The sequence below is a fragment of the Microcoleus sp. CAWBG27 genome (genome assembly GCF_020883145.1).
Classification (GTDB): domain Bacteria; phylum Cyanobacteriota; class Cyanobacteriia; order Cyanobacteriales; family Microcoleaceae; genus Microcoleus.
Genome location: NZ_JAHREU010000047.1, coordinates 40,824 through 63,096 on the forward strand (window position 1 = coordinate 40,824; position 22,273 = coordinate 63,096).

14 protein-coding genes and 1 pseudogene are annotated in these 22,273 nt (G+C 43.4%); 11 read left to right on the plus strand and 4 right to left on the minus strand.

Annotation, left to right across the window (positions count from 1 at the left end; genetic code table 11):
• Nucleotides 1-1,213 precede the first annotated feature (1,213 nt).
• The 4 genes from QZ938_RS22635 to QZ938_RS22650 all read left to right on the plus strand — a co-directional run bounded on the left by QZ938_RS22635 (nt 1,214) and on the right by QZ938_RS22650 (nt 6,404).
• Complete coding sequence (locus QZ938_RS22635; protein WP_293353458.1) at nt 1,214-3,691, plus strand: phosphoketolase; 2,478 nt, start codon at nt 1,214-1,216, stop codon at nt 3,689-3,691.
• A 142-nt stretch (nt 3,692-3,833) separates the two neighbouring features.
• Nucleotides 3,834-4,940 carry an ATP/GTP-binding protein gene (locus QZ938_RS22640; protein ID WP_293353456.1) on the plus strand — a complete coding sequence of 369 codons (1,107 nt, stop codon included), beginning with the start codon at nt 3,834-3,836 and terminating at the stop codon, nt 4,938-4,940.
• The gene (locus QZ938_RS22645) at nt 4,933-5,622 is read left to right on the plus strand and encodes a DUF3226 domain-containing protein (RefSeq protein ID WP_293353454.1); all 690 of its coding nucleotides are present in this window, start codon (nt 4,933-4,935) and stop codon (nt 5,620-5,622) included. The genes QZ938_RS22640 and QZ938_RS22645 overlap by 8 nt, the downstream gene beginning before the upstream one ends.
• 143 nt (nt 5,623-5,765) lie before the next feature.
• The gene (locus QZ938_RS22650) at nt 5,766-6,404 is read left to right on the plus strand and encodes a histidine phosphatase family protein (protein ID WP_293353452.1); all 639 of its coding nucleotides are present in this window, start codon (nt 5,766-5,768) and stop codon (nt 6,402-6,404) included.
• A gap of 27 nt (nt 6,405-6,431) precedes the next feature.
• Here the strand turns inward: QZ938_RS22650 and psaK are convergent, their stop codons facing one another.
• On the minus strand, nt 6,432-6,692 hold the full coding sequence (gene psaK, locus QZ938_RS22655; RefSeq protein ID WP_293145547.1) for a photosystem I reaction center subunit PsaK: 261 nt from the start codon (nt 6,690-6,692) through the stop codon (nt 6,432-6,434).
• 277 nt (nt 6,693-6,969) lie between these two features.
• On the opposite strand from psaK, the gene QZ938_RS22660 reads away from it, so the two are divergent.
• From QZ938_RS22660 to QZ938_RS22675, 4 genes are all read left to right on the plus strand, one after another.
• Complete coding sequence (locus QZ938_RS22660; RefSeq protein WP_293353451.1) at nt 6,970-8,202, plus strand: acetate kinase; 1,233 nt, start codon at nt 6,970-6,972, stop codon at nt 8,200-8,202.
• Between the two features lie 585 nt (nt 8,203-8,787).
• A complete protein-coding gene (locus tag QZ938_RS22665; RefSeq protein ID WP_293353449.1) occupies nt 8,788-9,546 on the plus strand; it encodes a WecB/TagA/CpsF family glycosyltransferase in 759 nt (252 codons plus the stop codon).
• A 25-nt stretch (nt 9,547-9,571) separates the two neighbouring features.
• Entirely contained in the window at nt 9,572-10,558 is a 987-nt protein-coding gene (locus tag QZ938_RS22670) for an XrtA system polysaccharide deacetylase (protein WP_293353447.1), read from the plus strand.
• A 131-nt stretch (nt 10,559-10,689) separates the two neighbouring features.
• The gene (locus QZ938_RS22675; RefSeq protein WP_293353446.1) at nt 10,690-11,589 is read left to right on the plus strand and encodes a bifunctional 2-polyprenyl-6-hydroxyphenol methylase/3-demethylubiquinol 3-O-methyltransferase UbiG; all 900 of its coding nucleotides are present in this window, start codon (nt 10,690-10,692) and stop codon (nt 11,587-11,589) included.
• Between the two features lie 93 nt (nt 11,590-11,682).
• On the opposite strand, the gene QZ938_RS22680 is transcribed toward QZ938_RS22675, so the two are convergent.
• Complete coding sequence (locus QZ938_RS22680; RefSeq protein ID WP_293353444.1) at nt 11,683-11,901, minus strand: hypothetical protein; 219 nt, start codon at nt 11,899-11,901, stop codon at nt 11,683-11,685.
• Nucleotides 11,902-11,983: 82 nt separating this feature from the next.
• Between QZ938_RS22680 and QZ938_RS22685 the strand changes: the two genes are divergently transcribed.
• Nucleotides 11,984-13,732 (plus strand): hypothetical protein, encoded by a 1,749-nt coding sequence (locus tag QZ938_RS22685; protein WP_293353442.1) that lies wholly within the window; start codon nt 11,984-11,986, stop codon nt 13,730-13,732.
• Between the two features lie 352 nt (nt 13,733-14,084).
• On the opposite strand, the gene QZ938_RS22690 is transcribed toward QZ938_RS22685, so the two are convergent.
• Together QZ938_RS22690 and QZ938_RS22695 are read right to left on the minus strand one after the other, a co-directional pair.
• Nucleotides 14,085-15,161 (minus strand): acyltransferase family protein, encoded by a 1,077-nt coding sequence (locus tag QZ938_RS22690; RefSeq protein WP_293353440.1) that lies wholly within the window; start codon nt 15,159-15,161, stop codon nt 14,085-14,087.
• 341 nt (nt 15,162-15,502) lie between these two features.
• Nucleotides 15,503-20,692, minus strand: coding sequence for a CHAT domain-containing protein (locus QZ938_RS22695; RefSeq protein ID WP_293353438.1), 5,190 nt, complete (start codon nt 20,690-20,692; stop codon nt 15,503-15,505).
• Between the two features lie 81 nt (nt 20,693-20,773).
• Between QZ938_RS22695 and rnhA the strand changes: the two genes are divergently transcribed.
• Both rnhA and QZ938_RS33120 read left to right on the plus strand, forming a co-directional pair.
• A complete protein-coding gene (rnhA, locus tag QZ938_RS22700) occupies nt 20,774-21,667 on the plus strand; it encodes a ribonuclease HI (RefSeq protein ID WP_293353436.1) in 894 nt (297 codons plus the stop codon).
• Between the two features lie 355 nt (nt 21,668-22,022).
• Nucleotides 22,023-22,148, plus strand: a pseudogene (locus QZ938_RS33120) (RNA-guided endonuclease TnpB family protein); the annotation flags it as partial.
• Between the last annotated feature and the right edge of the window lie 125 nt (nt 22,149-22,273).

The following is a 22,273-nucleotide window of genomic DNA, read 5'->3' on the forward strand; positions in this document are numbered from 1 at the left end:
ACAAAAAGCTTCTCATACTTTCATTAAAAATAAGTAGGGATTTAGGTTAAGTTATAGTTATAAAGAAGCTCACATCACAGCAGGTTTTAACTTCACTTGACCGGAATTCGTTAAATATTTAATCAAGAGTTTAAATATAGATTAAATTCTTGGATCGTATCTATCTCTGACTAATAATTGTCTCCCCTCAGCCTCAACCCCATCAACCTTTAAACTTGTATCCCGCTGACAAAACTCATCCAGCAACTTCAAAAAAAATACTCAAATCCCTCCCTTTCATCCACTCAGTAAAGCATGATAATTTTTGCCCAATAATTCAGCGACTGTACATTAAACCCTTTCGGCAACCAAGGCTGAAACTCCCGGTAAAAAATATTTTACTATTCGCTTGGCTCAATTCATAATTCTCGTCTCGCTGTTTTATAACCAGCCACAAATATAAACAAATACCTAACCAAAGGTTTCCCAACGTACATCCCCGGTACAGCTTTTATTTTTTATATAACCTCAAATAATTCAATATATAGCCGTTATCAGAAAGACGAGGTACGTTGTTGGGCTTGGGCCCTCTTTAAGCGGTTATATAAGCTGTCAGTCATACCTCATCTTTTTGAGAAAGGCTATATATTGAATTACTATAGCAATCGATGCCGAATTGCTGCATATCCCTCTTTCTCTCCACTCTCTTACTCTGCGCCCTCTGTGCCTCTGCGGTTCATTAAAAAAAAGCCAGTTCACCATTTAAATAGCATTGCTATATCTTTGGAAGTTGTTGAGAAATTTCTGATATCGAATCATTCTGACATCTACCTTAAGAAGTATTTTTTGGGGATTTGTAGAACACATCCAATGAGGCGCAGCACCTACGGAGAAAATGTACAGTACACACCCTAAAGTTAGAAATCCTATTTTTTATTGCCGAATTCCTTGAACCCTCACAAGTTATTGCTTTTATAGCGTCAAAATTGCGCGAGATTCAGGCAGAAATTAACCTTAATTTAAACTGTTATTTAGACAAAAACAAGCTACAATTCAATTGTTTATGTGAAAGACAGGGAGTTTAAATACCAAACGTCACAAATAACAAATTAATCCCGATCGCACTTCGCGACAAACTGCGCGACAAACTGCGCGACAAACTGCGCGACAAACTGCGCGACAAACTGCGCGACAAACTTTAACCAAACAACCACAACTCAGGAGTCAATAGCCGATGATGCTAGGAACCACCGAGATCCCACAATTAAAGCCGCTTTCCGACTCAGAACTAGGCAAAATCAATGCTTACTGGCGGGCGGCTAACTACCTTTCCGTCGGACAAATCTATCTCCTCGACAACCCGCTACTCAAAGAACCCCTCAAACTCGAACACGTCAAACCCCGACTCCTCGGACATTGGGGCACCACTCCAGGCCTCAATTTCATCTACGTTCACCTCAACCGCCTCATCAAATCCCAAGACTTAAACGCTATCTACATCGCAGGCCCCGGACACGGCGGGCCGGGCTTGGTGGCTAACACCTATCTCGAAGGAACTTACACCGAATATTACTCGAACATTTCCCAAGATGAAGAGGGAATTCAACGGCTGTTCAAACAGTTTTCGTTTCCCGGCGGTATTCCCAGCCACGTTGCGCCGGAAACTCCGGGTTCGATTCACGAAGGTGGCGAACTTGGCTACGCCCTTGTCCACGCTTACGGCGCGGCTTTTGATAATCCCGATTTGATTGTGGCAGCGGTTGTCGGCGATGGGGAAGCAGAAACTGGCCCGCTGGCTGCTAGCTGGCATTCTAACAAGTTTCTCAACCCGGTTCGGGATGGGGCTGTGTTGCCGATTTTGCACCTGAATGGCTACAAAATTGCGAATCCTACCCTGTTGGCCCGGATTCCCCGCGAGGAATTGGAGAGTTTGATGGTCGGTTACGGCTACAAACCTTATTGGGTGGAGGGTTCAGACCCGGAAACGATGCACCAGTTGATGGCTGCAACGATGGATATGGCGATCGGCGAAATTAAGGCGATTCAGGAGAAAGCCCGGACTAAGGGCTATTCCGATCGCCCTCAGTGGCCAATGATTGTACTTAAAAGCCCGAAAGGTTGGACGGGGCCGAAAGAAGTTGATGGGAAAAAAACTGAGGGCTCGTGGCGATCGCACCAAGTTCCATTAGCTGAAATGGCTTCTAAGCCTGGCCACGTCCAACTCCTGGAAGATTGGATGAAAAGCTACAAGCCGGAAGAATTGTTTGACGACAAGGGTAAACTGATTGCAGAATTGGCGGAACTTGCACCAAAGGGCGATCGACGGATGGGGGCAAATCCCCACGCTAACGGCGGTCTGCTGCTGAAAGATTTGAAAATGCCAGAATTTGCAGACTACGCCGTAGACGTGCAAAAGCCGGGGACTGTGATGGGTGAAGCAACTCGCGTGACTGGGCGATTCCTGCGGGATGTGATGAAACTGAATCAGAAAAACGCCAATTTCCGCATTGTCGGGCCGGACGAAACTGCCTCAAACCGCCTCGATCCGGTGTTTGAGGTGACTGGGCGGGAGTGGATGGGTAGTGTTTTACCGGAGGATGACGAGCACCTTTCTCCCGACGGGCGCGTGATGGAAGTCCTCAGCGAACATCTGTGTCAAGGTTGGCTGGAAGGCTATTTGCTAACAGGAAGGCACGGCTTTTTCTCCTGCTACGAAGCATTTATTCACATCATTGATTCCATGTTCAACCAACACGCTAAATGGTTGAAAACTACTCGCGAGATTCCTTGGCGCAGACCGATCGCATCTCTCAACTACTTACTAACTTCTCACGTTTGGCGGCAAGATCATAACGGTTTTTCGCACCAAGATCCGGGTTTTATCGACCACGTAATCAACAAAAAAGCGGAAGTTGTGCGGATATATTTGCCGCCCGATGCTAATACTTTGCTGTCCGTTACCGATCACTGTCTCCGCAGCCGCCACTACGTGAACGTGATTATTGCTGGGAAGCAGCCGGCTTTGCAGTATTTGGACATGGATGCTGCGATTAAACACTGTACGGCGGGCCTCGGTATTTGGGAATGGGCTAGCAATGACAAAGGTGGCGAACCGGATGTGGTAATGGCTTGTGCGGGTGATGTTCCAACGCTGGAAACTTTGGCGGCTGTTGATATTTTGCGCCGAGATTATCCTGATTTGAAAGTGCGGGTGGTGAATGTGGTGGATTTGATGACTTTGCAACCATCTAGCGAACATCCTCACGGTTTATCTGACAGGGATTTTGATGCTTTGTTCACGAAAGATAAGCCGGTGATTTTTGCTTTTCACGGCTATCCTTGGCTGATTCATCGGTTGACTTACCGCCGGACGAATCACCCGAATATTCACGTTCGCGGTTATAAGGAAGAGGGAACGACTACGACGCCGTTTGATATGGTGGTGATGAACGATCTCGATCGCTTCCATTTAGTTGGCGATGTACTCGATCGCGTTCCGAAACTGAGTTATGCTGCTGCTTACGGTAAACAAGCTATGCGAGACAAGCTTATCGAGCACAGGGAGTATATCATCAAACACGGCGACGATTTGCCGGAAATCCGCGACTGGAAGTGGCCTCACGGTGGTGCTGTTTCGTCTGAAAAGCCGAAGGAAACTAAAGATCCGACGGTGGTAGGAGATCAAGGTGTGCGATCGGGCGCACCTGGTTAGCAATATTCTGGGTAGGGACACGGCAATGCCTTCTCCGGCGAGGGTTTGTGGATTAGGACACGGCAGTGCCGTGTCCCTACAGGATTCGATTTGTATTAGAATAAGTCAGCCGTAATTCAGGATTTAGATATCCAAAATAGTAATGCTTAAAGAAATAGAAATCCAAAATTTTAGGTGTTTTGAGCAAATCAAAATTTCTGGGTTTGAAAGAGTCAATTTAATCGGCGGCAAAAACAATGCTGGCAAAACAGCTTTGCTAGAAGCACTTTTTCTCTATAACGATCCTGACGGTAGAAGTATATTTGCATTAAAAAAGCTGAGAATGGAATCGTCAGAATCATCAGAATCTTTAGAATGGACACCATCAATAGACTCAATATATAAAAGGGAATGGGACAATTTGTTTTATTCCCTCAACAAAGACGCAGTTATAGTAATTAATGGAAAAGATGAAAGTAATGTCGTAGATAAAATAGAAATTTGGTTAGATGAATCTGGAAATGTGGACAATATTTTTTCCGACCAAAATATAGAAAGATTAAGAGAGTTATTCTTGAAAAATAAAGATGATTTGTCAGTCCTAAATCTCAAATTAACTCAATATAATCGAGAAACTGTTAATTCCGTTGCCATAGCTACTTCATCCAGCAAAATGGGGTTTGGCAGTCGCCCTAATGTTAAAGAACCGCCTTTCATTCCATCTTGTATGAGGTCTTTTGAGAGGAATTTAACGGAACTATTTGACCTGGCGCGTTTGAATGAAAAAGATAGCGAAGTTTTAAAAGCTTTTCAAATTCTAGACTCTTCAATAGAATTAGTAGACAGTATTTCGATTGGGAAACCCACGCTCTACTTAAGAAGAAAAGGAGAAAAACGTTTACCTCTCTCACTGTTTGGAGATGCGATGAACCGAGTTGCAGAAATTATTCTTAAACTGGTAAACAGCGAACACAAAATACTGCTAATTGATGAAATCGAAAATGGCATACACTATACAAACCAGCGAGAGTTTTGGAGAATGTTATTCCGGTTGGCGGTTGAACTGGATACCCAGATTTTTGCCACAACTCACAGTTTAGAGATGCTTCAAGCATTTGCTAAGGTGGGTTTAGAATCCAATCAGGAATGCACCAGTGCATATTTTGAACTAGCAAGGAAACTCAAAACAAATCAAATAATCGGAAGTCGGCTCGATTTGGAAACTTTGAATTACGCACTAGAGCATAAAGAAGGAGTGAGAGGTGAGTAATATTGTCATAGTAGAAAGTAAAAATGATAAAATTTTTATGCAGGGAATGGTTGAGAAATTAAACTGCGATATCCAGGTAGCATCACCTATTTATATAGATGATTATCAAAGTTTGGAAGGCTTGAGCGAAACAGAGTTAATCAAAGCTTTAAAAAATTTAGAAAGAAAGATTGACCGAAAAGATATCGAAAAGATTGGAATTATTATCGATATTGATAATTGTTCAGAGCAAGAACGGCTAAAATTCGTAGATAGATGTATAAAACAAGTGTTTGAATCTGAAAGCTTGTCAAGCACTAAACAATTTATCGATATTTGTACAACAGATCATGGAACAAATGCAAAATTGGCTTGTTACTTTACAAATGTTGGAGGTAGAGGGGAACTGGAAACTCTGTTAAAGGCAATCAAGGCTAAAGATTCTCCCTATGCTAATTGTTTGGATAGCTGGAAAACTTGCCTAGAAAGCCAGGGAAAGAAAATCAACCAGAAAGAGTTTGATAAATTCTGGATTAGCAACTATATTAGATTTGATACTTGCTCAAAGCAGGAACAAAAACAAGCTGGAAGTAAATGCAGTATGTCTAAGTTTGATTATGTTATGGAACATAAAAAAGATATTTGGGATTGGGATAATCCTGCTCTTGATGATTTGAAGGAGTTTTTTAAACTCTTTTGCTAAGATGAGAAAACAAATGAAATCGGCGGTTGAAACCGCTTCTACACGAACGAAGTCCGCCTTCGCGGACTGAAGAGTAAACTAGATTTGGTATCACAATTAAGTAATTTATGAGGACTGAAGTCCTCACTACGAACCTGGAATTTATGAGCTTAAAAATCTACTTTCTGCGCCACGGTGAAACAGTTTACAGCAAAACAGGTGGTTTCTGCGGCGACCTCGATCCAGAATTAACGCCCGAAGGCGCTCAAATGGCAGCACAGTTTGCCGCAGCTTACGCAAAATTACCTTGGGATGCTGTTTATGTCAGTCCCATGAAACGGACGATCGCAACTGCAACACCTTTGTGCGATACTCTAGGAATTCAAATGCAACTCCGCGATGGATTGAAGGAGATTAAGTACGGGAAGTGGGAAGGCGAAACCGTTGAGTCTGTTCGCGAAAAATATGCTGAAGATTACATTAACTGGTTGGCGGAACCTGCTTGGAATGCACCGACTGAGGGGGAAACTTCGGTGCAGATTTCTAGTAGAGCTTCCTTAGTTATTGCAGAAATTCAGGAAAAGTACAAGACTGGTAATGTTTTGGTGGTTTCCCACAAGGCGACTATTCGGATTATTCTGTGCGGGTTGTTGGGAATCGATCTCGGAAGTTATCGCAATCGTATTGCTGCTTTAACAGCTTCTATTAGTATAGTCAAGTTTGATGTGCGTGGGCCTATGCTGGAGGTTTTGGGCGATCGATCGCACTTGGATGAAAACCTCCGCAATTTACCCGGTACTTAGAAAAGGTGTGCAGTCTTCACCTAGATTCTAAATCGCGCCAATGTAAGACAATCCTAAAATCGTACCTGCGCCCAAAATATGACCGAAGCAGGTGGTTCCCAAGACTGCACCCAAACCAAAACCGCCGAACATATTCGCTGAAGGCATCGCCCCACCTGTGCTCTGATGCTGGATTGTTAATTTGCCGAAAGCAATGGCTAGAATATTGCAGGCAATCATAATCAGCCCAATGGTGGGGCTCCATTCTACGGTACGAGGGGCAACGGTTAATAAAATTGTTGTCAACATGGCGATCGGCTCCTTAAATTTTAATCAATGAAAATCTGATGACGAAGATATATCAAATAACCGTAACGCTTGACTACAGATTGCATTAATACTTAATATTTTGATAAATTTCTTAATAAAGTCGTCATTAGTGAATAGCTAACAATCAATACGGGTAGCCAGAAACCAGGTTTTTGAGCAAAATACACAGGTTCCAACCAACAGAAAAGGTAAAAATCCGGTTTCTGAGGTTGGAGTGAGTAAGCCCTGAATCACCTATTACCAATTATCTATTACCATGAAAATCTTAGTTTTAAATGCAGGTTCTAGCAGTCAAAAAAGCTGTCTTTACGAATTAAATGATTCTTTGCCCGATCGCCCGCCACAACCTCTCTGGGAAGCAAAAATAGACTGGAGTCACCGCGAAGGTGCGGGGGAGTTGCAAGTCACAACTGCTGCTGGTAATAGGTTTGAGGAAGAAATTGCCTCGGATTATCGCGCTGGGGCGATCGCTCGAATGCTAGAGACTCTGTGGCAGGGTGAAACTCAAGTTATTAACAGTTTAAACGAGATTGATATTGTCGGTCATCGCGTCGTACATGGCGGGGAAAACTATCAGCAAAGCACGCTGATTTCGCCGGAAGTAAAACAGGAAATCGCTCGTTTATCCCAGTTTGCTCCCGTCCACAATCCGATTAACTTGGAAGGTATCGAAGCCGTTGAAAAAATCCTCAAGAATGTGCCGCAAGTCGCAGTTTTTGATACAGCTTTTCACTCGGATTTGCCGCCCGCTGCGTTTGTCTATCCGGGCCCCTACGAATGGCTGGAAGACGGGATTCGCCGCTACGGTTTCCACGGCATTAGCCATCAATATTGCGCTCGCAGGGCTGCTGAAATTCTGAACCGCGATTCTGCCGATTTGCGGCTGATTAGCTGTCATTTGGGCAACGGATGCTCTCTCGCGGCGGTTCGCGACGGCCGGAGTGTTGACACTACGATGGGTTTTACTCCTTTGGATGGTTTGATGATGGGGAGTCGATCGGGTGCGATCGATCCGGGGATTATAATTCATCTGTTAAGGCGATCGCACTTTACTGCTGAGGAACTCGATAATATTCTGAATCGAAATTCTGGTTTGAAGGGGATTTCTGGGGTTTCTAGCGATATGCGGCTGATTGCGGAGGCGATCGCAAATGGCAATTCTCGGGCTCAACTTGCTTTCGATATTTACGTGCACCGTTTGCGTGCCGGAATTGGGGCGATGTTGGCTAGTTTGGGCGGGTTGGATGCTTTAATTTTTACTGCCGGTGTTGGGGAAAATTCGGCTGTTGTCAGGGCTGCTGTTTGCGAGGTTTTTGGGTTTATTGGGTTAAGGTTGGATGGGGAGAAGAATTTGAATTCGCCAATTGATGATGATGTTGCGGCGGTAGATTCTGCGGTGCGGGTTTTGGTGATTCATACTCAGGAAGATTGGGAGATTGCGCGGGAATGTTGGAAAGTTTACTCGCAAAAAGTACATCTCATATCATAGATGTGACAACAACTATGGTTGGGCGTGTTAAGTTTTTCTAAAAAAATCGCTTTAGTATACAAACGGCGCTGTACGTGCGATCGCAAATAGCACGCGACTTAGGATATTTCCGACACCCAACCAGTTTAATCAAACAGGCGATCGCCTCAATCCGAAAGATATCCGATGCAAAGTAAGTATTTGTACTACTCTTTTATAAAGATTTGATAAAGCCAATTCCCCAGATCGATTCCTCAATTAGATCCGTTGAAGTTAGGGAAACCTTGTCATTTCTTAACAAAAATGATCTTAAAGAGTGTTTAGAGCCACCAAATGTTACCAAAACTTAATCGCAAAACCATGTCTGTTCAGCGATTGATATCTTTGTTTTAATATTTTGGATCGATTAATAACTATTTCTGATATTGTAAATTTTAAAGATTTGATGAAGGCTGGCGATTGCGGATACCATTACCGAGAGTAATGGTTTAGGATGTTGGCACAGAAACTCAATCACCAATTATTTGAAAATAATCGAGAACCAAAACAATATTCAAGTAAGTTTCTCGATGATTGCATTGTTTTAGTTACAGAGATTGCAAAAAGATGCAAAAAGTTAAAGTCCTCAATATTTTTATTGATAATTTATCGACCACAGAACTGTTGCAGCAACTTGATGAAAAAGGTGGTATTGTTTTTACCCCCAATGTAGATCACCTCATGATCCTGCAAAAAGATCGAGACTTCTACGAGACTTATAAATTTGCCGATTACAGTGTTTGTGACGGACAAATATTAATGTATTGCTTGCAATTATTAGGAACACCAGTTCAAGAAAAAATCTCAGGTTCCGATCTGTTGCCAGCCTTCTATCAGTATCATAAAGACAACCAAAAAATCAAAATTTTCTTGTTGGGATCCGCCCCCGGAGTCGCTGACAAAGCTCGGGAAAATATCAACCTCAAAGTGGGAAGAGAGATGGTAGTTGGCGCGCATTCGCCATCCTTTGGATTTGAAAAAAACGCAGAAGAATGTGCGGCGATCGTCGATTTAATTGAAAAATCTGGTGCGAATGTATTGGCGGTAGGAGTCGGTGCGCCGAAGCAAGAAAAATGGATTGTCAAACACAGAGAAAAGCTTAAAAGCATCAAAATATTTTTAGCCATAGGTGCCACCATTGACTTTGAAGCCGGTCACAAGAAAAGAGCACCGAAATGGATGAGTAATGCCGGACTTGAAACTCCCTACAGATTGTTAAGTGAACCCCGACGACTTTGGAAACGCTATTTAATCAACGATCCGCCTTTTTTAGGGCTGGCTTTTAAACAGAAAATCAACATTTATCAAAACCCTTTTATCGATTAGTAAACTTACACTCAGGAAAAATAAGATGTTACACCCATTAGAAAATATCCCCAACACTCCTGTAGAAAATGTCCTAACAATCGACATCGAAGATTGGTTTCATATTTTAGATGTTGATTCAATCCCCAGCATCGAAGACTGGCACAAACTCGAAAGTACAGTTGCCAAAAACACGCAGGTTATTTTGGATTTACTCCACAAACATGATACCAAAGGAACATTTTTTGTTCTGGGATGGGTGGCAGAATATTTTCCAGATTTAGTCCGAGAAATCGCAAAGCAAGGTCATGAAATTGCTACTCATGGGTACAGCCACGAACTAATTTACAATTTAACTCCCAACGAGTTTCGCCGAGATGTAGCTCGCTCTCTGGATGTGTTGGAAAGGATTACTTCGCGACCGATTTTGGGATATCGCGCGCCTGGTTTTTCGATCGCCAATTCATCTCTGTGGGCCTTAGATATTCTGGTAGAATTAGGTTTGCAGTATGATGCTTCGATATTTCCCATGAACCGAAATCACGGCGGTTTACCGGGATTCTCGGGAGACGCAGCATGGCTTACCACTAGCCAAGGAAACAAAATTCTGGAAATTCCCGTAACTCCCACTACAGTCTTCAATAAAAAAGTCTATTTGTTTGGAGGCGGTTACTTTCGCCTCGCACCCTATTCTGCGATTGCTGCTGGAATCGAGCAACTCAACAATCAAGGAAAACCAGCATTAGTTTACCTACATCCTCGGGAATTCGACCCGCAGCATCCCAAGTTGAAAATGAATCCTTATCGTTCCTTCACAAGTTATGTGAACCTGCATAAAACCCATTCTAAATTTGAGCGGATGATTCAAGATTTTAAGTTTAATAGTATTGACAAAATTTGGCAAGTACATATCGATCGCAAGCAGCAGAAAAGGGTAGCGAATAATTACCTGGAGGTCGATTCCAGAGAGCTGGAAGTTTGCTTTGCTCACAACAATTGCGGGCAAAATTCCGACTTTGCCGCAACCGCCTGAGTGAAAATTTGCTCTAACTCAAACAGTAACTAAAAAAACTCGATCGCTCTTTCCAGATTTCCCCGAATGCGATCGACAGCGAGCTACACTGGGTGAAGTCGAAATCTGATTGATTATAGGAGAAAATCTTGATGTCAGCACCGTACAATCTCCAAACCTATGCAAATTTTGGAGTAATTAACGCCTTTAGAGAGGTGGTACACGCACTGCGCGAGCGAACCAAAACCGATGATGCCGTAGCTGTAGCCCTAGAACGCATTCACCGAGACGAACAGCGGATTTCTCAAGCCCTCGGAAAACCCGTTCGCCAACTCGACATCCTCGAAATAGGCGGCGGACAGCAGATGGAACGCGCTCGCTATTTCGGCATTAACAATCAAGTCACTGCGATCGACCTCGATGTGATTCCTTGCGGTTTCGATGTGGGAAGTTATCTGCGAATGTTCCAAGAGAATGGCTTCGGGCGATTGGCGAAAACTCTGGGACGCAAACTGCTATTAGTCGATCGTACAAAACAGCTTGCTTGGCAAAAAGCACTCGGAATTAGCAAGTTGCCCAACCCTACTTTTATGCAAGGAGATATCTGCCAAGCAACTCCCAAGCCAGAAGCTTATGATATCGTAGTTTCTTGGTCAACTTTCGAGCATTTGAGCGACCCCAAAATAGCCCTACAACACGCGGTTCAATCGCTGCGACCCGGGGGAGTCTTGTACATCGGCATTCATTTATATACCTCAAATAGCGGACATCACGACCTCCGTGCTTTTACTGGTTTTCCGCTGCCTTTCTGGGCGCATCTGCGCGCATCAACCAGCGATTCTATCGAACCGAGCTCGTATTTAAATGAGTGGCGGCTGTCTCAGTGGCGATCGCTTTTTGAACAAGAAGCTAAAGGGTTCGAGGAGTTTCTAGAATCTTACGGTTCGGAACAAGACTTGACTAGCGACATTAGAAGCGAATTAAGCCAGTATTCAGATGAGGAATTGTGTACAGTAGATGCGTTCTATGTCTGGCAGAAACCAATAGTTTAATCACACTTTCCTATAAAATAGAATATTGAGGTATTGGGAACAAATCGGGCTAAGTCTATGCGAGATTGCCAATTACCCATGACTCGTGATGCGTTACGTGCCGAGTTTTGTGCATTTAAACGATTTGCATTCTCCTTTTTGTTGAGTTGCGCGATCGCCCTTTTCGCAGCCAGCATCACCTGGTGGTGCACCAAACCGAAAAAATAGGTCAAAAGGTCGATCGCACAGACTAATAGCGAACATACGCGCGATCGCCCCACCCAACACTCCCACCTCTTGCTGGCGAACATACCTACCAGCCAAAATTTTCATAACTATTAAGAAATATCACATTTTTCGCCAGTTTTTGCAAAGGTGACTTATAGTTTGTTTTTCACGCAATTAAAACTGTAATATGAATTTAAAAAATTCTCGCTATCAGCAATTAGCGCCATATTTAATATTTCTATTTATAGTCACTGTCTTTTTTGCGATCGCCTCAGTATTTCCTTACCAAATAGAGTTCGATCCAATCCCTCAAATCAAAGGAATCAACCAGTGGTTGAGCGGAGGATCTAGTTTGATCAACTCAGTTGTCACAGTAAATCAAAAAGATATCTCTCAAGATATACAAACCTGGATAGTCTGGCACGCTCCCGGCGTCACCTTCGCATTTTTACCTTTAATCGCCCTCGGATTGCCTTTAGGAATCGCAGTCAGAACAACCGCATACTTTTTGTTTGTTTCAGGCGGTCTGGGGTGGATAAAGGTAATAGATACTCTCACCTCTGACCAGAAAATCAAAATAATTATAGCTGTCCTGTTATCTATCTATTATATAGAAATTGGCTCATTATTGGTTTGTACAGCAGGAGATGTGATTCCTTGGGCAGTCATGCCTTGGGTATTACTGTACGCAATGTATCTGTGCTCAATTTTAGACTCAGGGAATAAATTTGACAGTCGCTTTCTAGTTCATGCAGCTCTACTAGGTCTACTTTTAGGAGGAATTTACTGGTTAAAATACTCTGCTTTTTTAGTTTCTCTAGGAATGCTCGCCTATCTAGCTGTATTTTTATGGTTTTTCAGCAAACAATATACCTTGAAAAACCGTTTTATCCTGTTAGCAGTTTGTACGGCATTCACCCTTTTGCCAGTAATTGGTCTGAGCGCTATTCACCATGCACTTTCTGGAGTCAATAGTGCTATAGACCAATTTGAAGCTGCTATTCCTGTGGCATCGCCTTCTACAAGAGGAATGCGTTTTTTATTGAGTTTAATAGGAGCTCCAGGTTTAGGTCTATTCAATTCAGAAATTTTTACTCAAGGTAGGCTGTTGACGTTTACAAGCACTATTCTTAAACAGTTATTTACCTTAGATATTTCACGGAAAGCAGAAACTTTTAAAATATTTGTAGGTCTGGCAGGAACCTTAGCAGCTTTTTGGTTTGTTGCAGAGTCTGCTCGCAAAAATATATACAATAAAAAACTTATTATTCTTTGGGGCTGCATTACAACGATTCCTTTTATATTCATTGCATATATATCTTATAAAACTGGAATCAATCTATTAATGGCAGGCATCGGTCGTTACAGCAATCCTTTCTTTATACTTACTGTCTTCTTTGTGATTTCTTACTACATTTACTGGATTTCAAATCATGAAAAATCTATACTGTCAAAAATTGTATTGTCTGTTGTATTGGTATTCTTTGTATTGCTGCCCCCGCTCAATTATATAGTTGATTGGGCTGAGGCTATAATTTTGCGGAAAAATTACGTAACAACAGAGAATTTTCTCTATGTCGATATCTTGTCAAAAAGGAATGTTAAATCGGTAGTTACTCAGATAAACTCTGCCGTTAAATCACCTAAAGATGTTGTCGTTTTAACTAAAGATACCGATGAATTGCGTTTTGGTTCGTGGCTGGAAATGAGACACAGAATCCTCTCACTCCCAATAGTTGACGGTGAAGAAGCTAAGAGTAAAATTACAACAGCGCAAGATTTGAGAGTCATACTTGTTGTCTCCAATGCTTTGGAGAAAAATGAAAATCAACTGGCGCTAGTCAAGCAGAGATTTGCCCAATCAACTGGATGGACTCGGCTACCCGAAAATCCAGATGCTGAGGTTTCTATTTGGTTTTCAGATTTGAAGGCTTGACAAGATAGCAATTCTTACAGGGAAAGCACAGTACAGGCGATCGGCTTCGGTTTAGTCGCAGGTGGGATTGTAGCATCCAGCGGTACAGACAAACTCTTCGAGACAGTCCCAAACCATCACCTCCTGCGCCTTGAATCTTGTGGCATCCATTTCTATCGTAGTTTGTCTTGAGTTGTGCGATCGCCCTTTTTGTACCCGGCATCACTTGGTGGCGCACCAAACCGAAAAACTAGGTCAAAAGATCGATATCCCATACTATCGCAACATCTAAGATAGTTAACAATTTCTTAATTACTTCCACCCTTTCTTTTATTAATTTCAGCATAAATACCTTCTGCATAAGTGCGACAATTTACTGATTGACCCTTTTTTTATGAGGGTTGTAGCCCAGTAAAAATGGCACATAGAGATTCAAACCCCAAGCGATAGGAATCAGGATCAATACAGATAATATCGTGTAAGCTAAGGCAACAATATTTGAGTGGTCTAGGGAACTTTTAGGCACTTTAAATACAAAGACTAAAACACCTGTAAAAAATGGAAATAGCAACAGATGCAACGGAAAGATCACCAGAGTATTTTTGCCGATTTCTGTGAAAAGCTTATTCGGCTTAGTCAATCGAGAAATCTGCGCCCAAAATAATATTCCCGACAGTGCAGCCAAGTAAAAATAGAAATAGTTCTTACCAAAATTTCCAATAATAAAAGCACTTTCCTCATTGAGATTTGAAAACACGATATAAGCTAACGTTCCCAGTAGCAACATTGGCCACTGATACCAGACTTTAAAGCTCTCATTCAAAATATAAGGTTTAACTAAGTAGCCTACGCCATAGAAAACTACTGCTGTTAAAGCAATGTCAGCGCCAAATGGCAGTCTAAAGTTGTCGATCCAGACAACTTTAAATAAAAAATAGCCAATAACAGATAAACCAAACAGCGCTAATCCTAGGGTTTTATGAGATGGTAAACGAATCAAGAAAAAGAAGAGTAATTCCGTGACAAACAAACATGGGAAAAACCAGAGAGTAATATTAAAATCTAGCCATTCCCCACCACCTACACCGTATATAATATTACTAAAAAAATGTAAAACTGGATTCGCAGGCAACACATCTCCCTTTATCTTTCCTATTACAAAAAACCACAGAGAATAGCTAAAAATACTGAAGAATAAATAAGGAATTAGTAAGCGTTGAACCCTTGTTTTTACATAATCAATAAATGTCTGTTGTCGGATAGACTCTTTTACAAAAAGTCCTGAAATAAAGAAAAACAAAGGCATACAAAATGAAGCCACATATAAATCAAGTGCACTATCTAGACGCCCTGTATGCACTAAGACGATCGATAACATACCAAAAGCTCTTAAGTTGTCAATCCAAGAAATTCGACTGCTACTTGATTTTTGTTCAGCTACGTCACTCATTCGATCTTAATTAACCCACTAAACAATATTATTTTTCGTTGAATTTAACTATCTACTTATGATGAATTTATGACTTTGGGGATTGTCATTGTGTATCTAATCTATTAGAATTAGCTATAGCCTTTCTCAAAAAGGTGAGGTATGACTGACAGGTTATATAACCAGTTACACTAAGAGGGCTGAAGCCCAACAACGTACCTCATCTTTCTGAGAACCGCTATATCTAATTTTCGATCTTACTCTACTTCTGACATTTTGTCAATTAATTAATTGATTAATTAATCAATTAATTATGATTGTCAGGTGCAAATTTATACTTTTCATTAATTTTTAATCCGGCTTTACCACGGACTCCCAATCATTACAAAAGCCGACCAATAATAAGGATGCGACAACTTCAAATCTGCAAACCCTTGCAAAGATTGCGGCAACTCCACTCCCTCACCCCGACTCGAACCCCGCAACTTGCCGCCCTCCAAACGCACATCTCCCCGCAACATCGCAATTTGCGCTTCTCGCAGCGCCGCCGCCTTAATTGGGGCAATCTTTAACTGCTGATAAAACTCAGCCATCAATCCCAAAGTACCCTCATCCGAAACATACCACAAACTCCCCAAAGCCGTTTTTACCCCCGCTTGCAGCGCCAAACCCCCAAAACCTAACTCCGCACTGTCATCACCCACGGCAGTCCGACAAGCACTTAAAACTAATAGATTTACCTGCGGATTATTCAATCCCAAATTACGCAATTGATTCAGTCTTAACCGACTATCCCACAACTGAATAAAAGAATTATTCGGCAGTCCCGGACGAAATTCGCCGTGAGTAGCTAAGTGAATAATCCCAAAAGGTCGGCTTTCATGCTGTTGCTTCAAATTCTCGAAAGTGAAACCCTCATTCAGAAAACTAATTCCCGGCCATTCTCGCGAAATAGCCGCTATTTCGGCAGGAACCGCTGGCAACGGATTCAACTCCGAAAATTCCGATGCACCCATTGCTAAAACTTCAGATTTCCTGATATCCACGTAGCGAGTATCTGTTAAATTAATGCTGGGCATCAGGCTGAGATTGTACTTTTCGATCAAAAATTGCTTTCCGTCGTGCAAAGCAGCAAAGGGCATACCTCTCAAACCGCGATCGACTACAAAAGAAATAGTATCAGTTTCGCACTTCTTCAAATGCTCCTCCAAAGGCTCCACCATCCACTTATAAAGCTGTTGGGCAGATGGTAGATAACTCGTAGTATTACGCCTGGCTGGATTAGTAATCTCATTTCTAAACACAGTTACAACTTTCAGCAATTCTTCGCGGTGCGCTTCCGGCACAGTTTTGTGAACCACTGCACCGCAAGAATCTACTAACATTAAATCTAATTTTTCCGATCGCGAAAACAGATAAATTAAGCTGGGTTTCGTTTTCGTTTCGGCGCCCACCGATACTAATTTTTTCTTGATGTCGTCTACCGATAGTAAATCCTTGCTGATGTTAAGCCCGAAATATTCCTCAAATTCTTGACCAAAAGATTTTTCCAGCAGAGGTAAAGCTGCTGATAGTTTCCCTGCATCAAAGTTCCTGCCGATGTCACTGCGAAATGCTGCCCCAAAAATTGGTTCTCTGGGATTTCCACCGATGAAATTTCTGAGTCCTCTGGGAGATTGCATTCTTTCCGGTAGCATCCTTTCATCCGGTTTTCCTAAATATCGCGATATTCTGTTTTGGTTCCGTAGCTGTTCGGGATTTAAGGGTTGGTTGGGCTCGGGAAAAATCGATCGCGATTTATCTAAGGGAAATCTATCGATTAGCGATGGTGGTAAGGAATTTGGGTTATTGCGATCGATTGGATTGAGTGGATTATTCGGATTATTCGGATTATTCGGATTGAGTGGATTACTGGGATTCAGTGGATTATTTGGATTTAGTGGATTATTCGGATTTATTGGATTATTCGGATTGAGTGGATTACTGGGATTGTTAGGATTGTTGGGATTGTTAGGATTGTTGGGATTATTCGGATTATTCGGATTATTCGGATTGTCGGGATTGTCGGGATTAATTGGTTGGTTGGTAGTGACGATCGCACTATTGCCCTGAGTGTAAGAATTTATGAAAGATTGCCCTTGACTAATCGTACCAGAAGTATTGCTCGCGATCGCCCCAGCAGTGCCGTTAGTCGTCGCATTTCCCACTGCAAAAGGCGTCGGCGGATTGACATCACCGCCGCCGTGGGCGATCCTCACTGTACCAGGCTGAGTGCCACCAATAGTCGAGATACTCACAGGAGTACCGTTTTGGTCAAAAGTACCCGTCACTCGCACCAAACCCGGAGTCTCTACATTCACCGTACCGCCGGGAGCATTAACAGATCGAATGCTAATATCATTTTGAGCGTTAAGATTTACTCTAGAAGTGCGATCGACAACCGCAGGATTAACATTTATTGCCCCGGTTCTGATTTGCCTTCCCGCTAAAATTTCCACAACTTCCGCAGCATTGATATTACCAGTAGTGACATTTCCCCTACGGCTAGTTAAATCAATTCCAACTCCCTGCAAATTACCCGCAGTCACGTTTCCGGCTGCTTCTAAATTGATATTACCAGTTGACAAAGTATTGCCGATCGCAATATTGCCACCGCTATTAACATCAACTGCACTCCCTTGCAAATTTCCCGCAGTAAAATTAGTCGGTGTTCTCGAAACAATGCTCGCAGCCGGAGCATTTATCCCGATCGCGCTAATATTATTTTGAGCATTGAGAGTTACCGCCGACAGGGGATTAACTGGCTGTGTAGTAGGGCGAGTAATATTAACTGTTCCGGTTTGAATTTGCTGCCCCGCCGAAATCGTAACTTGTTCGCCAGCGGTGAGATTGCCAGCGGTGACATTTCCGGTAGTGCTGTTAAGATTAATCCCAACTCCCTGCAAATTCCCGGCATTTAAATTGCCAGAAGCTGTCAAATCTACATTAGCTGTAGCGCTGGTATTACCAGTGGCAACAGTTCCCGAATTGCTGGCAACATTAACTCCGACACCTTGCAAATTTCCTGAACTTACATTGCCAGGAGTTCTGATATTGATATTTCCTGTTGACGCAGTATTCGCAGTTGTAATATTCCCCGTGGTGCTGGAAACATCCACGACTCCGCCCTGCAAATTTCCGGCAGTTAAGTTGTTGGTTGCTCTCAAAGCAACGGTGGCAGTGGGAGCATTAACCGATGCGACATTAATATTAGTGTTCGCGTCCAGATTGACTGTGGGAGTAGTAGGATTAACTGGATTAACTGGATTTGCTGCGATCGCATTAACGGTTATTGGCGCTGTACTGATTTGCTGTCCTGCTACAACTCTGACATCTCCCGTAGAGTCGATCGCACCCGTAGCGACACTTCCGGTGCGGCTGGTGGCTCCAACAGTCGCACCCGTGAGGTTCCCCACGTTTAAGTCCCCAGGAGCTGCCAAGGTGACATTCTCGGTTGCTGTAACGCTGGCAGGTGTAGTATTCGGGACGATTGTATTGGGATCGTTCAACACTCCCAGAGCGCCGGAGTTGCTGGTAACATTAACTTGAGAACCCCGCAAATTCCCAAAATTGACATTGCCGGATGCTGTAAGTGCGATCGCCCCAGTATTCCCAGTGTCGATCGCGCGAGTTACTATATTGCCCCCAGTCGAATTCAGAGTAATATTGCCGTTGATATCAGCCGGAACGATGTCATTTGTCAAATTAATATTGTTAGCAGCCTGAATATTAATCGTCGAAGCAGACGTTAATCTGCCTCCAACTATCACAGCCCCTTCCCTGCTTTCGAGATTAATTTGACCGCCATTAATATCTCTAGTTACCACCTCTTGCGCCGCCGACAAAATCACTGGCCCGCCTGCGGAAATGTTTTCCACAGAAATCAAAGTTCTGCCACTTAAAATTGGCGTCGAAGTGAAAATACTATCATCATCTACACTGTCAGGAGAAATACTCACCGGATTTGCCAAACTTGCTACTCCCGCCCGGAGAATTAAGGCTGGACTGCTAGTTAAAATAGCAATATCTGGATCTGAAGTCGCATTTTCAGTCCGCAATGCAAAATCCGGGCCGGTAATTGTAATATCCTCCGCAACAATGCTGCCCCTCGCCTCGACTTTCAGCGAAACCCCAGTATAATCTCCCAATAAAACATCACCTTCGGAACTAATAATCGGGTCAAATAAACTGACAAAATTTCCCGGCCTTCCCGACAGATTCCGCACCAAAAAATTGCCCCTCGAAGCAAAGTGAGCATCCCCAGAAATGACACCGTTGCTGACTAAACTCAAATTGCCGCCGCTTTGAAATTGCGGGGGAAGAGACAAGCCGCCCGTGGCGTTTAAGGTGAGAATGTCGATCGCGCGATCGGCCCTAATCTCTAAATTCCCCCCAGCCCGTGCCAAAAAAGGACTCAGCGCGCGATCGCGAACCCGCACCGCATCCCGTGCCAGCAAATTCAAATCCCCCGCAGTTTGCAGCCTAGCCCCCGCTAACGTCAGATTTCCCGCAGCCGAAACAGTCGCACTTCCGGCATTCACCTGCGGAAGTACAGACAAGCCGGTTTCCGTAGGGGCGGTGCCCCCGTGCCCGCCCTCCACGCTGAAATCTGCTGTAGTCCCAGCAGCAATTGCCACATCCCCAGAATTCACCTGCAAACCAGAGTCCACAAGCTGCACGCTACCATCAGCAGCAACAGCAACACCCGTCGCCTGATTTTGGCCAGAACCTGTCAGCAACTGCGGCAAAGAAACAGGATTCAAACTTTGTTGATAATTCTGAAAATTAGCACCCGTTGGGATTTCCAAATTCAACAAAAGCCCCCGTTGACCGATCCGCAAAACATTCTCGCCCGGAACAGCAACAACAGTAATTTGTCCGCCCGGTGCCGACAACTGCCCCGTACTCACAACCGTACCGCCCAGCAAAGCCAAACTTTGGCCCGGAGTCACAGCCAAATTGCCAGCATTAACAATACTTCCCGGTTGATTCGCCCCAAAATAAAAAGCATTTGGCGCACCAACTAAGGCACTAAAATTATTTGTACCTGCCGCATTAAACCAATTAGAACCAAAACCCACATTATTAGCAGTAGTCGCAGTAAAAGCACCAGGCACATTCAAACTCGCGTTCGGGCCAAACACAATCCCCGCAGGATTAATTAAAAACAGATTAGAATTGCCACCCGTGACCGTAATTAAACCATTAATTAGCGAAGGGTTCCCACCAGCAATGCGAGCTAATATATTTTGAATAGCCGAATTAGTCAGAAAATTAGCAACTTGACCTTCATTCAAGCCGAACTGCCCAAAACTGTGAAAAAGATTCGCCCCGTCTCCCGACAAAATGCCACCGTTAATATCGTAGCGGTTACCATTGCGGATGACAGCAGTGCCAGTACCGTCAGCAGCAGGCACAACTGTTTGCGCCTGCGCGAAAGTATTAAAAATTAACAAAGAAAACGGACAAATAAATAGCCCGACCTTTTTAATCTTTAAGTTGACATTTTTCATGGGCAGCTACAGTCGATCGCAATTTCCCTCAATTATCGCACCCGCGCACAAAATAATCGTAAATTACAAATTAATTAGCCCATGACAACTCCCACAATCAAAAGCTTGTACACAGACGGCGCTTGTTCCGGCAATCCAGGCCCCGGCGGTTGGGGTGCAGTCATCTGCTTCGCCGACGGCAAATGTCACGAACTAGGCGGGCGAGACCCCCAAACTACCAACAACCGCATGGAAATGCAGGCAGCCGTCGCTGCACTCGAATTTTTTGCCAATTCCGGTCAAACCGAACCAGTCACCGTTTACACCGACAGCGAATACGTTAAAAACGGCATCACCAAATGGATTCAAGGCTGGAAAAACAAAGGCTGGAAAACCTCAACAGGCAAAGATGTCGTCAACCAAGACCTTTGGCACCTGCTAGACAAGCTGAATTCCCGACAAATCAAGTGGGAACACGTCCGCGGCCACTCCGGCGACTTCTACAACGACAGGTGCGATGAAATCGCCCGCAGCTTCTCTCACAATCGCACTCCCGCCCTGCAACAGCATCGACCAACAACAGATGAGTCTGGGTCATCGCCGCTAGACATTGAAAACCCAATTGTTTTGGAAGAAACGGACACAACTGGTAACAAAACGATAGAATCCTATGTCATAACTTCTGACCTTGAGATCTCCAACTCTACCATGATGGATTCAACTGCCGATACCCTGGAGAACTTACCCCGCGAGGTGAGGGTTCAGGAACTCCGCAACCTGATCGAGACGTTGCACATAGCTGACGAAGTTGCCACCAAAGGCTACTTGATTACCAGTTCTGAACTGGCTGATTTGATGGATGTAAATGCCAGCGCTGTCACCAGCCGTGGAGACAACTGGGTTTGGCGCAACTGGGTAGTTTCTCGCGTGCGCCGCGAGGGCAACCAAATTCTCTGGCAATTAGAGCGCATCGACCACGTTAGTACGACTGATTAATCATCAGTCATAAGTCCTCAGTCAGATTGTGACAAATGCCTTCTGGCTGCTGCAATATCTAGGACTAATTGCAAGAACTCAAACGGTAGGTGCGCGCAGCGCACCTTACCTATTTCCAGAGAGGAAAAATAATTTAACCTATAATTAAATACGGTTTAGTTAAAATGGTCATTGCGAGGAACGAAGCAATCTCTGTATCTATTTTTTATATAGTTTTACCCCTAGGGCGGTCTTAAGTAAATGGTATTATAAAACTTCATTAAGTTTGTAAGCAATAGTAACCAATGATAGTATCATATAGTCAGAAAGTCAACAAACGAGAATTATAGCGATCGTTAAAAAATGGAGAGTCTAAATGCAACTAGCAGAGAGACACATCATTAAATCCACCGAACACCGTTTTATTGAAATTGATGTACTAGCCTTTAAATCCAAAAATTTGTATAACGCCGCTAACTACATTATCCGTCAAAGTTTTGTTGTATCCGCTCAATAATTCGGGGTAGGAGAGAAAAAAGTAAGCAGAGTAAAAAAAGTGTTATAAAATAGGATACATGACGCCAAAGACTATTTCACAAGACAAATCATCCTACAATATACTACTGC

Bases quoted from the DNA above. Each gene is read 5' to 3' on its own strand.
- QZ938_RS22670 (WP_293353447.1), top strand. From the start codon at position 9,572: ATGTTACACCCATTAGAAAATATCCCCAACACTCCTGTAGAAAATGTC.
- QZ938_RS22675 (WP_293353446.1), top strand. From the start codon at position 10,690: ATGTCAGCACCGTACAATCTCCAAACCTATGCAAATTTTGGAGTAATT.
- QZ938_RS22650 (WP_293353452.1), top strand. From the start codon at position 5,766: ATGAGCTTAAAAATCTACTTTCTGCGCCACGGTGAAACAGTTTACAGC.
- rnhA (WP_293353436.1), top strand. From the start codon at position 20,774: ATGACAACTCCCACAATCAAAAGCTTGTACACAGACGGCGCTTGTTCC.
- psaK (WP_293145547.1), bottom strand. From the start codon at position 6,692: ATGTTGACAACAATTTTATTAACCGTTGCCCCTCGTACCGTAGAATGG.
- QZ938_RS22695 (WP_293353438.1), bottom strand. From the start codon at position 20,692: ATGAAAAATGTCAACTTAAAGATTAAAAAGGTCGGGCTATTTATTTGT.
- QZ938_RS22640 (WP_293353456.1), top strand. From the start codon at position 3,834: ATGCTTAAAGAAATAGAAATCCAAAATTTTAGGTGTTTTGAGCAAATC.
- QZ938_RS22685 (WP_293353442.1), top strand. From the start codon at position 11,984: ATGAATTTAAAAAATTCTCGCTATCAGCAATTAGCGCCATATTTAATA.
- QZ938_RS22635 (WP_293353458.1), top strand. From the start codon at position 1,214: ATGATGCTAGGAACCACCGAGATCCCACAATTAAAGCCGCTTTCCGAC.
- QZ938_RS22665 (WP_293353449.1), top strand. From the start codon at position 8,788: ATGCAAAAAGTTAAAGTCCTCAATATTTTTATTGATAATTTATCGACC.
- QZ938_RS22660 (WP_293353451.1), top strand. From the start codon at position 6,970: ATGAAAATCTTAGTTTTAAATGCAGGTTCTAGCAGTCAAAAAAGCTGT.
- QZ938_RS22680 (WP_293353444.1), bottom strand. From the start codon at position 11,901: ATGAAAATTTTGGCTGGTAGGTATGTTCGCCAGCAAGAGGTGGGAGTG.
- QZ938_RS22690 (WP_293353440.1), bottom strand. From the start codon at position 15,161: ATGAGTGACGTAGCTGAACAAAAATCAAGTAGCAGTCGAATTTCTTGG.